Below are 12,742 nucleotides of genomic sequence, written 5' to 3'. Positions count from 1 at the left end.
CGGCACGGGCCGTGCCGGGTGTCGAGGCCGGCGCGGGCCGGGAGGGCGCCCGTCTACGAGAGCCGTCCGGCGGCCTCCTCCTCCGTCATGGCGTCGATCTCCGCGATCAGCAGTTCCTCCACCAGCGCGGCCAGGGCGGCCACGGTGGGGCTCTCGAAGACCTCGCGGATGGTGATGTCCAGGCCGACCGTGGCACGGATGCGGGCGGCGACGCGGGTGACGAGGAGGGAGTCGCCGCCGAGGTCGAAGAAGTCGTCGAGGGCGCCGACCTTGTCCAGGCCCAGGACCTCCTGCCACAGCTCGGCGACCAGCGTCTCGGCGTCGGTGCGGGGCGCGAGGTACTCGTGGCCCGCGGCGGTGGCCGGGTCGGGGTCGGGCAGGGCGGCGGTGTCCAACTTGCCGTTGGCGGTGAGCGGGAGGGCGTCGAGCAGCACCACCGCGTCCGGGACCATGAAGACCGGCAGCCGCAGCGCCAGGTGCTCGCGCAGTTCGGCGGGCCGGGCGGTGGCGCCGGGGCGCGGGACGGCGTAGCCGAGCAGCCGCCGGCCGTCGCGGACCACCACCGCGGCTCCCGCGACGGCCGGGTGGGCGGTCAGGGCGGCCTCGATCTCGGCGGGTTCGATCCGGTAGCCGCGGATCTTCACCTGGGCGTCGGCGCGGCCCAGGAACTCCAGTCGTCCGTCGGCGTGCCAGCGGGCGCGGTCGCCGGTGCGGTACATCCGTCCGCCGGTGAAGGGGTCGGGGACGAAGGCCTCGGCGGTGAGTCCGGGCCGGGCGAGGTAGCCGCGGGCGAGGCCGCCGCCGCCGAGGTGCAGTTCGCCCTCCGAACCGGCCGGGAGCAGGGCGCCGCGCTCGTCCAGGACGTAGAGCCGCACCCCGGGCAGCGGTCGGCCGAGCGGGGGTCGGCGCAGAGTGTCGGGGGCGCCGAGGTCGCCGGCGGTGACGATGACGGTGGCCTCGGTGGGGCCGTAGGTGTTGACCAGGCGGACGGTGTCGCCGTGGCGTTCGCGCCAGCGGGCCAGGGTGTCGGCGCGGGCCTCGGAGCCGCCGAGGATCACCAGGCGCAGGGCGGCGGGCCAGGGTGCCTGGTCGTCGAGGGAGACCAGTTCCTGCCAGTAGGCGGTGGGCAGGTCGAGCACGGTGACGGACGGGCCGTGCGGGCCGCGCAGCAGGTCGGGGAGCATCCGGCCGCCGCCGGGCAGCAGGACGACGCACGCGCCGGCGGTGAGGGCGGGCCAGATCTCCTCGGCGTGGGTGTCGAAGCCGATGGAGGCGAACTGGACGATCCGGTCGGCGGGCCGCAGGTCGTAGCCGTCGGGGCCGGCCATCCAGTGGACGCGTTCGGCGAGGGCGCGATGGTCGACGGCGACGCCCTTGGGGGTGCCGGTGGAGCCGGAGGTGTAGAGGACGTAGGCGAGTCCGGCCGGGTTCGGCGCGGGCAGTGCTGACGCGGGCGGGGGGACGGCGACCGCCGTGGCCGAGGTGCCGCCGTTGTGCTCCCCAAGGGCGAGGTCGAGGACCGGAACGCCCAACTCGGGCCTCTCCCGCGCGGACAGCAGCAGCGCGGCCTCGGCCTCGCGGAGCATCAGCCGTTGGCGTTCCTCGGGATGGGCCGGGTCGAGCGGCAGGTAGCCGGCGCCGGCCTTCCAGATCGCCAGCAGCGCGGTGATCAGCTCGAAGGAGGGCGCGATGCGGACGGCCACCACCCGTCCGGCGACATCCCCGAGCAGGCCGGCCAACTCGTCCGAACGGCGGTCCAGTTCGGCGTACGAGAGGGTCTCGCCGGCGCACTCCAGGGCGGGTGCACCGGGCCGGGTGGCGACCTGTTCGGCGAATCCGGCCAGCACCGGGCGTACGGTCTCGGGCAGTTCGGGTCCGGCGCCGAGGGCGAGCAGCGCGGCGCGCTCGTCCGGCCGGATCAACCAGTCGCCGTGGAGGGGGAGTTCGACGTCCTCGGCGGCGGCCGCGAGCAGGTCGCGGATCCGCCCGGCCAGGGCCTCGACGGTGGCGGGCTCGAAGAGCTCGCGGTCGAAGGTGAACGACAGCGTCATGCCGCCGCCGTCGGTGCGCCAACTGTCCAGCAGGAGGTCGGTCTTGGCGCGGTCGAAGCCGGAGTTCATGCTCGCGGTGCGCACGCCGGCGGGCAGCGGGGCGCGCTCGCCGGTGTCGGCGAGATCGTACTGACTCTGGTGGACGAAGACCGCCTGGATCAGCGGGGCGACGCCGGGCAGGACCGGCAGTCCGAGTTCGGCGGCCACCCGTTCGACGGGCACGTCCTGGTGGGCGAGGGCGTCGAGGGTGGCGGAGCGGACCCGGCGCAGCACGGTACGGAAGTCGGGTTCGCCGGTGAGGTCGGCGCGGATCACGGCGGTGCGGGTGAAGTAGCCGAGCAGGGCCTCGTGGGCGGTCTCGTTGCGTCCGGCGAGCGGGGTGCCGACGGCGAAGTCGTGGCTGCCGGTCCAGCGGGCCAGGACGCACTGGTAGGCCGCGAGCAGCACCATGAACGGGGTGCAGCGCTGCTCGCGGGCCAGCCGGTCGACGGCGGTGGTGAGTTCGGTGCCGAGGGCGAGGTCGGCGAAGCCGGCGGGGTGGGCCGGTTCGGCGGGGCGGGGGTGGTCGAGCGGCAGCCGTAGCCCGGTGACGCCGTTCAGTCGTGCGGTCCAGTGGCGCAGCGCCGCCTCGGCCGCCCCGCCGTCCAGTCGGGCGCGTTCGGCGCGGGCGAAGTCGCCGTACTGGAGGCTGAGTTCGTGCAGCTGGGCGGGGGCCTCACCGAGTTCGTCGCGGTAGAGGGCGAGGAGCTCGCGCCAGAGGACGGTGAAGGACCAGCCGTCCGAGACGATGTGGTGGACGACCAGGCAGAGCGCGTGCTCGCGCTCCCCCGCGCTGATCAGGACGGCCCGTAGCGGGGGCCGCTCGGCGAGGTCGAAGGGGGCGTTGACGAAGGGGGCGCAGGCCGTGGTGAAGGCGCCCTCGTCCGGTTCGGCGATCTCACGGCGGACCAGCGGTACGGGAGCGGCGGGTTCGACGAGCTGCACGGGCTGTTCGCCGTCCAGCGCGAAGCGGGTGCGCAGGACCTCGTGCCGGGCGACGAGCCGGGTGAGCGCGGCGCCCAGCGCCCGCGCGTCCAGCGGGCCGCTCCAGCGCCGGTTGAGGTACATGTTGAACCCGGCGTCCAGCGGGTGGAGTTGCTGGAGGAACCAGAGCCGGCGCTGCTCGTCGGTCAGCGGGTGGACGGCGACCGGGGCGGGCGCGGCGGTCATGGGACCGGGGGCGGCGGTCGTGGGGCGGGGGGCGGGGGTCATCGGGCCATCTCGTTCGTCGCGCGGGCTTGCAGGGTCTCCAGGCCGACCTGGTCGTCGGACTGGGCGTCGGGCACGTCCCGGTCGAACCGGGCCAGCACCGGGATGCAGAGGCTGATCAGGGCGAGCGCGGCCATCGCGAGCCCGAACAGGACGTAGAGCAGGCCGATGCCGCGGCCCTCTCCGGTGCCGATCAGCGCGCCGACGGTGCCGGCGAGTGCGCCGCCCTCGTCCATCAGGGGTTGCAGCAGGGCGGGGCCGGTCGGGGCGACCAGGGCGAAGCCGACCGGCAGGGTGGACCAGGCGACCATGGTGTTGACGGCGATCACCCGGCCGTGGAAGCGCAGCGGCACCTTGGTCTGGATGATCGTCGCGTAGACGCCGTTGACCAGGGCGAGCCCGAAGGTCATGCCGAAGGCACCGAGGGCGACCACCGTGAGCGAGGGCCGCAGGCCGGTGAACAGGCAGGCGGCGGCGAGGCCGAGGGTGGCCAGCAGCACCCCGCGCAGCCGCAGCCGGCGCGGTCCGCCCCAGACCAGCAGGGTGAGCCCGCCGAGGACGGCGCCGAGGCCCGCGGCGGTGGACACCCAGCCGGCCGCCGACAGCGGGGCGAAGGACAGCACCAGCGGAGTGACCAGCAGGAACAGCGGCGACAGGAAGATGTTGAGCACCGCGAAGAAGAACAGCATGGCCCGGAAGTGCCGGTTGCCGAGGGCCCGCCGGAAGCCCTCCCGGATCTCGGCGGCGACGCTCTCGCGCCGGCTGGCGGGCATCACGTCGGGGAAGCGCACGGCGAGGGTGATCCCGGTGGCGACCACGTAGCTGGCGACGTCGAAGGCGAGGATGCCGCCGAGGCCGATCGCGTCCAGCACGCCGACCGCGATCAGCGGCACCAGGAACTGGGCGAGGCCGAGCGCCATCTGCACCACGCCGTTGGCGCGGCCGAGGAAGCGCTTGGGCACCAGCTGCGGCACCGCCGAGCCCCAGGCGACGCGTTGGAAGGACAGTGCGGCGGAGAGCACCGCGATCAGCGCGTAGCAGTGCCACACCTCCAGCGAGCCGCTGAGGTACAGCACCAGCAGGGCGGCCTGGGTGCCGCCGGCCGCGAGGTCGCCGTACAGCATGATCCGGCGGCGGTCGCCACGGTCGACGACGGCGCCGGCCAGCGGGGCGGCCAGGATGCCGGGCACCAGGGCGAACGCGGCGAGCAGGCCGAACTGGGCGAGCGAGCCGGTCCGCAGGTAGATCCAGATCGGCAGGGCGAACTCGGTGAGCGCCGAGCCGATCATCGAGACCTGCTGGCCGGTGGCGACGGTCAGGAAGCGGGCCATCGAGGGGCGTACGGGCTTCGCCGCGCTCGGCGGCTCCTCGGCGGCGGCGCCGTCCTGCCGGGAGAGGCCGGCCAGCCACCAGGTGGCGTCCGGGTCACGGCGATGGCGCTCCTCCTCACCGGCGGCGATCGAGCGGTGCACCCCGGTCAGGATGCCGGCCAACTCCTCGGCGCGGTACTTGAGGTAGAAGTGGCCGGCCTCGTCCAGGACGACCACGGCGGCGGTGTCGGTGAGCCGGTGCCACTCGCGGTAGCGCTCCTGGTGGAACTCGGTCGCCGGGTCCCGGTCGCCGCAGACCGCGATGACCGGCGCGTTCAGCCGGCCGTCCTCGCCCTCGAACAGCTCTCCGAAATACCGCTCGGCCTCCTTGGTGCCGACCCGGCGGTTGCGCACGATCAGCCGCAGCTGCTCCTCGTCCACCTCGTCGGTGTCCAGTCCGGCCGCCGCCAGGGCGTTGATCATGCCCTGGTCGCTGCGCCAGCGGTCGGCCAGTTCGGCGAAGCGCTCGGCGACGGCGGAACCGCGGCCGCGGGGGCGGGCGAACGGGAAGATCCCGCCCAGGTGCACGGCGTCGATCTCGCGGCCCGCGGCCTCCACCCGGCGGGCGATCTCCACGGTGAGCCGTACGCCGACCCCGCAGTGCCCGTACAGCACCAGCGGGCCGTGGACGTCGGCGACGATCTCCTCGGCGCAGAGCCGGGCGACCTCGTCGATGTCCATCGCCTCCTCGCCCAACTCGTGGCCGGGGACGGCGATCGAGTGCAGTGCCCAGTCCTCGGGCATCGCGTCGGCGAGCGGCTTGTAGATCAGTGCGCTGCCGCCGCCGTACGGGGCGCAGACCACGCTGGCGGCGGTGCGGCGGCGTTCGGGGGTGAGGCGGTGCAGCAGCCGGCGCGGGCCGCGGTCGGCCTCCGGGGTGGCGACCAGTTCGGCGAGGCGGCGCACCGTCGGGTACTTGAAGAGGTCCATCACGCCGACGGGGGTGGCGAGTTCGGGGAACGCCCGGCGCAGCCGGGCGACCACCTGGGTGGCGAGCAGCGAGTGGCCGCCGAGCTCGAAGAAGTCGTCCAGCGCGCCGACCCGGGGGACGTCGAGCAGTTCGGCCCACATGTCGGCGATCAACCGCTCGGTGTCGCCCTCGGGTTCGACGTGGGCACCGGTGGCCGGGCCGTCCTCCGGCTCGGGCAGGGCGGCCCGGTCGACCTTGCCGTGGGCGAGCAGCGGAAGCCGGTCGAGGACGACGTAGCGGGCCGGGATCATGTAGTCGGGCAGCACGTCGAGCAGGGCCGTGCGCAGCTCGGCGGCGGTGGGCGCGGGTGTGTCGCCGGGGTGTTCCAGATAGGCGACCAGGTTCTGCTTCAGGCCCTCGCCGCGGGCCAGGACCAGCGCCTGGCCGATGCCGGGCAGCGCGGTGAGCGCGGCCTCGATCTCGCCGGGCTCGACCCGGTAGCCGCGGACCTTGATCTGCTGGTCGGCGCGGCCGAGGTAGTCGAGCGAGCCGTCGGACCGCCAGCGGGCGAGGTCGCCGGTGCGGTACATCCGGGGGCGCTCGCCGGCCTGGGAGGCGCCGGGGGCCGGGGACTCTGCCGGAGGCTCCGCCGGAGTCGGGGCCGGAGTCGGAGTCGGGGCCGGAGTCGGGGCCGGGGCCGGAGTCGGGGCCGGGGCCGGAGTCGGGGCCGGGGCCGGGGCCGGGGCCGGGGCCGGGGCGAAGGGGTCGTCCAGGAAGCGCTCGGCGGTCAGGTCGGGCCGGCCGAGGTAGCCGCGGGCCAGCCGGTCGCCGCCGAGGTACAGCTCGCCGGTGACGCCGGGCGGGACGGGCCGCAGCCGCTCGTCCAGGACGTAGCAGCGGGCGCCGGCCAGCGGGGTGCCGATCGGGGTGTTGCCGGGCTCGTCGGCGCCCGCGGCGGTGACCTCGTGGACGGTGATGCCGACGGTCGCCTCGGTCGGGCCGTAGTGGTTGAACACCGCGCAGCGTCCGAGCGCGGCGAGGCCGGCCGCCCACGACCAGCCGCTCGCCTCGCCGCCGAGGACCAGTGCGCGGCGCGGCAGCAGGCGCTCCACGGGCGCGTCGGCGGTGAGCGCGGCGAGGTGGGAGGGGGTCATCTTGAGGTAGTCCACGCCGACGCGTTCGAGCTGCTCGGCGAGGTCCGCGCCGGCGATCCGGCGGGGCAGCAGGTGGACCTGCCCGCCGGTGGTGAGCGCCAGGTAGAGCATGGTGATGCTGAAGTCGAAGGAGAGCGACTGCAGCAGGGCGTAGCTCGCGCCGTCCACGATCCGCAGCCGTTCGCGCACCCCGGCCAGGTAGTTGAGGATCTGGCGGTGCTGGACGGCGACCCCCTTGGGGGCGCCGGTGGAGCCGGAGGTGTAGATGACGTACGCGAGGTGGTCGGGGCCGGAGAGCTCGTCGAGCGGGCCGTCGTCGGCGTCCGGACCGGATGGATCGGCCAGGACCGCGGCCGCGTCGAGGATCGTCGCCGCGGGCAACTCGCCGAAGCGGCCACGCAGTTCGGCGTCGGTGACGAGAACGGTGGCGCCGGCGTCGGTGACCAGGCGGGTCAGCCGGGCGGGCGGCTGCTCGGGGTCGAGCGGCAGGTAGCCGCCGCCGGCCTTGAGCACCGCGACCAGGGTGACGGCGAGTTCCGGGGACTGCTCCAGGCAGACCGCGACCCGGGCGTCCGGGCCGACCCCGAGGGCCCGCAGCCGGCGGGCCAGGACGCCCGCCCGGCGGTCGAGTTCGCCGTACGTCAGGGTCCGTCCCTCGAAGACCAGCGCGGGCGCGCCGGGTGTGCGGGCGGCGGTGTCGGCGAGCAGCCGGGTCAGGGTGGCCGGGCCGTCGACGGGCAGCGCCGGGCCGGTGGCCCAGGTCTCCAGGACGGCGGTGCGCTCCTCGGCGGTGAGCAGCGGGAGCTCGTCGATCGGCCGGTCGGGGTCGGCGACCGCGGCGGCCGTCAACAGCCGGAACCGCTCGGCAAGGTGCTCGACGGTGGCGTCGTCGAAGAGGTCGGTGCGGTAGGTGAGGAGGCCGTAGAGGCCGCCGTCCTTCTTCTCCCGCATGTAGAGGGCGAGGTCGGCGTGGGTGGTGGTGGCCCGGTAGCCGAAGCCCTCCGATTCGGGTACGCCCGCGTCCGGGACGGTGGTCGCGGAACGGTCGCCGTAGTTCTGGAAGGCGAAGGTGGTCTGGAAGACGGCGGAGCGGCTGACGTCGCGCTCCACCGCGAGGTCGCCCACCATCTGCTCGAACGGCACCTCCTGGTGCGCGTAGGCGTCGAGCGTGGTCTCGCGGACCCGGCCGACCAGGCGGCCGAAGGTCAGGTCGGCGCAGAGCCGGGCCCGGATGGGCAGCATGTTGACGAACGCGCCGACCACGCCCTCCAGTTCGCGGTGGAGTCGGCCGGCCACGGCGGACCCGACGGCGAAGTCCCGCTGCCCGGCGTGCCGCCCGAGCAGCAGTTGGAAGGCGGCCATCAGCACCATGTACGGGGACGCCCCGTGCGCGCGGGCCGACTCGGTGACACGGGCGGCCAGTTCGGCGTCCCAGTGGAACTCGGTGGCGGCGCCGTCGAAGGTGAGCAGCGGCGGCCGGGGCCGGTCGGTGGGCAGCTCCAGGGCGGGGACGCCGTCCAGCTCGGTCTGCCAGTGGGCGCGCGAGGCGGCCAGCGCTCCGCTCTCCAGGCGCTCCCGCTGCCAGCGCGCGTAGTCGCCGAACTGCACCTCCAAGGGAGGCAGTTCGCCAGGGGTGCCGTGCGCGTGATGGGCGTAGCGGAGGTCCAGTTCGCGGTTGAGGATGTCGATGGACCAGCCGTCGCAGATGATGTGGTGCATCACCAGGGCGAGGACGTGGTCGTCCTCGGCGATCCGGATCAGCAGGGCGCGCAGCAGCGGCCCCTCGGCCAGGTCGAAGGGTTCGGCGAGCACGGCGCCGAGTTCGTCGGCGGCCCGCCGCTGCGGGTCCGGGCCGGCGGAGACGTCCAGGAAGCGGGCGGGGAAGGGCGCGGGGTCGGCGACGCGCACCTCGGCGGTGCCGCCCTCGGTGGTGCGGAAGGTCATCCGCAGGCCCTCGTGGCGGGCCACCAGGTCGGTGAGCGCGGCGTCCAGGGCGGCGCGGTCCAGCGGGCCGCGCATCCGGCGGGCCGGGGCCAGCGCGTAGGCGGTGCTGCCGGGCGAGAACTGGTCCATGAACCAGAGCCGTTCCTGGCCGCTGGAGAGCGGCGGACGGCTGCCGGACGGGCGGGGCTCGACCACCCGGGCGGGCGCGGTGGCCCCGCGCAGCCGCTGGGCGAGCAGCGCGCGCTTGGTGGCGGACCAGTCGGCGGGCGGGTCCTGGATATCCGTCATCGGTTTCCTGTTCGGGGCGGACGGGAGGGGAGGCGGGCGGGTGGCGGCCCGGGGCGGTGGCCGCTCCGGGCGGCGGGTGCGGGCCGGGGACGGGCGCGCCCGGGGCGGCGGCGGGATCGGGATGGTTGCGGGACCGGGATGCTTGCGGGACCGGCATGGGTCCGGGCCCACGGATGCGGGTGCTGGCCGGCCTTGCCCCGCCCCGGGTGAGCGGGGCGAGGTCGAGGTCGGGCGCGGGGCCGGACCGGCGGCCACCGGGCTCCGGGCTCCGGGAGGCCGGTGACCGCCGGTCCGGACGGTGTCAGAGGCGCTCGCGGACGGCTGCGGCGATACCGGCGGGCGTCGGGACGTCGAAGAACAGGTCGAAGTCCAGCTCGACGCCGAGCGCGTCACGGATCCGGGCGGCGATCCGGATGATGGTCAGCGAGTGGCCGCCGAGGTCGAACAGGTCGTCCTCGGGGCCGATCTCGGGCAGGTCGAGGATCTCGGCCCAGATCTGCCGCACCGTCTCGGTGATCCCGTCGTCCCCGGTGGCGCCCGGCGGTGCGGGGACCTCCTGCACCATCGGGGCGGTGCCGGTCGAGTGCGGGACCGCGTCCGTCGCCACCGTGGCCGCGGCCGGGGTGGCTTGCGGCGCGGCGGCCGGGGTCTCGCGCGGTGCGGTGGCCGGGGTCTCGCGCGGCGGTACGGGCAGCGCCCGGCGGTCCAGCTTGCCGTTCGGGGTGAGCGGCAGCCGGTCCAGCACCTGGTAGCGCTGCGGCACCATCGCCGAGGGCAGGGTGCGGCGCAGGTACTCGCGCAGCTCGGCGGCGGCCGGCGCGGCGGAGCCCGGGGCGGGCACGAGGTAGCCGGCCAGGAAGGGCTCCCCGTCGCCCTCCTCGCGGACCGCCACGGCGGCCTGGGCGAGGGCCGGGTGCCCCAGCAGGGCGGCTTCGATCTCGCCGAGTTCGATCCGGTGGCCCCGGATCTTGACCTGGTCGTCGATCCGGCCGAGGAAGTCGAGCTCCCCCTCGGGCGTCCAGACGGCCCGGTCGCCGGTGCGGTACAGCCGGGCGCCGGGCGGCCCGTACGGGTCGGGGACGAAGCGCTCGGCGGTCAGCTCGGGCCGGCCGAGGTAGCCCTGGGCGACGCCGTCGCCGCCGAGCAGGAGCTCGCCGGGGATGCCGAGCGGGGTCGGCCGCGAGCGTGCGTCGACGATGTAGGCGCGGGTGTTGGAGATCGGCCGGCCGATGCCGACGCGGTTCGGGGCGGGCGGGACCTCGGAGCAGGTGGACCAGATGGTGGTCTCGGTGGGCCCGTAGACGTTGAACAGCCGGGCGGTACGGGCGCGCAGCTCGCGGGCGAGCGGCAGCGGCAGTGCCTCGCCGCCGACCAGGGCGGTCACCCCGGCCAGGGCGTCCGCCGGACCGGACCCCACACCGTCCTGCGGGGCGTCCCGCGGGCCGTTCCGGGGGGCGGGTGTGCCGGCCGCCGTGAGCGGCACCCGCCAGCCGGACGGGGTGGCCTGGGCGTGGGTGACGCCCTCCTCGGCGATCAGCGCGAGCAGGCCGGGACCGTCGACGGCGAGCCCGTCCGGGGCGATCACCAGACGGCCGCCGGTGATCAGCGGGAGGTAGATCTCCAGCGCGGAGATGTCGAAGGAGAGCGAGGTCAGGCCGAGCCAGACGTCCTGCGGACCGGAGCCGAGGCGGTCGGCGAAGGAGGTGAGCAGGTTGACCAGTGCCCGGTGGCCGACCACGACGCCCTTGGGGCGGCCGGTGGAACCGGAGGTGTAGAGGACGTACGCGGTGTCCCCGGGGCCCGGATCGGTCCGGGTGACCGGGGGCTCGGCGGTGGCCGGGTGCTCGGCGGCACGGTCCGCCGCCCCGGGCAGCCGCAGCACGGCGGGCGCGACGGCGGCGACCCCGGGCGCGGGTTCTCGGTCGGCCAGCAGCAGGACGGCGCCGGAGTCCTCCAGCACCAGGGCGAGCCGCTGCGCCGGGTAGCCGGGGTCGAGCGGCAGGTAGGCGGCGCCGGCGGCGAGGACGGCGAGCAGGGCGGCCGGGAGCTCGGCGGTCCGGTCGAGGTGCAACGCGACCAGGTCACCGGGACGGATCCCGCCGGCGCGCAGGACGCCGGCCAACTCGTCCGCACGGGACACCAGTTCGCGGTAGGTGTACCGACGGTCGGCCGCGCTGACGGCGATCGCCCCGGGTGTGGCGGCGGCCTGCTCGCGGACCAGGTCGAGGACGGTGAGCCCGGCCGGGTAGGCGCGGACGGTGGCGTTCGGCACGACCGTGACGGCGCGCAACTCGGCGGCGTCCAGCAGCGGGAGGTCGGCCAGCGGGGTGTCGGGCGCGGCGATCGCGCCGGCCAGCAGGTTGGCGAAGTGGCCGGCGGTCCGGCGGGCGGCGTCGGGCGCGAGGACGGCCGGGTCGTACTGGAGGCCGAGGTCGAGGGCGTCGCCGGTGTCGACCACCTGGAGGTGGAGGGTGTTGCGGGCGGTGCGGTTGTGAACGGCCCAGTGGACCCCGGCCGTTCCCCCGCCGGGGCCGGTGAAGCGGGGTACCGGGCCGCGCCGGCGGTAGCCGAGCGAGACGGGGGCCAGCCCGACCCGGGGTTCGAGCCCGCCGACGGCCGTACCGAAGGGCACGGCACGGTACGGGTAACCGGCGCGCAGTTCGGCCCGTACGGCGGTGGCGAAGGCGGCGAAGGTCACCTCGTCGTCCGTCGCGACGTCCGTCGCGGAGGTCTTCGTGGCGATTGTCGCGGCGGGCGGGTGGACGGGCAACTCGTTGACGAACACGCCGATCTCGTCGGCGAGTTCGGGAGACCGGGTGGAGAAGGGGACGGAGACCGGCACCGATTCGCCGCCGTAGCGGCGCAGCAGTCCGTGCAGCGCGGCGAGCAGGAACTCGAAGACGGTGACGCCGGTGCGTTCGGCGGCCGCGACCAGGGCCCGGTACTCGGGACCGGTCAGGCGCCGGTCGACGCTCTCGCCCGGCCCCGCGGCGGTGGGGGTGCGGGCGACGCCGGGCAGGACGGGCGCGGTGGCGGCGGCCCAGCGGGGGCCGAAGTGGTCGGCGGCGGCCCGGACGACCCGCGGGTCGGGGGCGGCCGTGGACCCGAGGGCGGGCGGACGCAGGGGCAGCCCCCGGTAGGCGGTGGCGAGGTCCCGCACCAGGACGTCCTTGGAGTTGCCGTCGAACACGGCGTGGTGCACGACGGCCAGCAGTTCGGCCGAGCCGTCGGGCCCGAGGTACAGCGTGAAGCGGGCGAGCGGCCCGTTCTCCAGGTCGAACGGCCGGGCCGCCTCCTCCTCCAGCACCTTCTCCAACTGTTCGCCCCGGTCGTGCGCTTCGAGCACCAGCAGCTCGGGTCGCCGGTCGGCCGGCTCCTGCCACACCCGGCCTTCGCGCTCCACCAGCCGCGCGGACAAGGCTTGATGACGTTCGGTCACCATCCGTACGGCATCGGCCAGTACGTCGGCGTCCACCCGCTCGAAGGTGATCCGCAGCGGCATGTGGAACGCCTCACGGGCGAGGCCCAGCCGCTCGGTCAGCCAGATCCCCTGCTGGGCGGGTGAGGCCGGGACGGGGTCGGACGCGGGAAGGACTTCGGGCATCTGCGGCTCGCTTCGGACGTCGGAGGGGATGCGGGCGGGGGCGTGCGGCGGGACGGGACGCGCGTGGCCGCCCTGGGTCGGCGGGCACCGTTCGCCGCACACGGGGTTCGTCGCCTCGCACCGGGGTTCGGGCGCTGACGGCGGGCCGCGGCAACCGGGTTCGGTGACTGCGA

At 75.5% G+C, this 12,742-nt stretch carries 3 protein-coding genes; all 3 read right to left on the bottom strand.

The genetic code is table 11. The features are described from left to right. Window positions 1–53 precede the first annotated feature (53 nt). Window positions 54–3,302 (bottom strand): amino acid adenylation domain-containing protein, encoded by a 3,249-nt coding sequence (locus ACWEQL_RS01610; protein ID WP_452148109.1) that lies wholly within the window; start codon window positions 3,300–3,302, stop codon window positions 54–56. After that, window positions 3,299–8,965 carry an amino acid adenylation domain-containing protein gene (locus ACWEQL_RS01605; RefSeq protein ID WP_452148108.1) on the bottom strand — a complete coding sequence of 1,889 codons (5,667 nt, stop codon included), beginning with the start codon at window positions 8,963–8,965 and terminating at the stop codon, window positions 3,299–3,301. The genes ACWEQL_RS01610 and ACWEQL_RS01605 overlap by 4 nt, the downstream gene beginning before the upstream one ends. Window positions 8,966–9,266: 301 nt before the next feature. Further along, complete coding sequence (locus tag ACWEQL_RS01600) at window positions 9,267–12,569, bottom strand: non-ribosomal peptide synthetase (RefSeq protein WP_452148107.1); 3,303 nt, start codon at window positions 12,567–12,569, stop codon at window positions 9,267–9,269. Window positions 12,570–12,742 lie beyond the last annotated feature (173 nt).

This window comes from Kitasatospora sp. NPDC004240 (assembly GCF_053603215.1).
Note: the sequence above shows the minus strand (reverse complement) of the source record. Positions and strands in the feature narration are given on the sequence as shown.

What these genes read in the sequence shown, in the direction of transcription:
- ACWEQL_RS01610 (WP_452148109.1), bottom strand. Translation starts at nt 3,302, where the DNA reads ATGACCCCCGCCCCCCGCCCCACGACCGCCGCCCCCGGTCCCATGACC.
- ACWEQL_RS01605 (WP_452148108.1), bottom strand. Translation starts at nt 8,965, where the DNA reads ATGACGGATATCCAGGACCCGCCCGCCGACTGGTCCGCCACCAAGCGC.
- ACWEQL_RS01600 (WP_452148107.1), bottom strand. Translation starts at nt 12,569, where the DNA reads ATGCCCGAAGTCCTTCCCGCGTCCGACCCCGTCCCGGCCTCACCCGCC.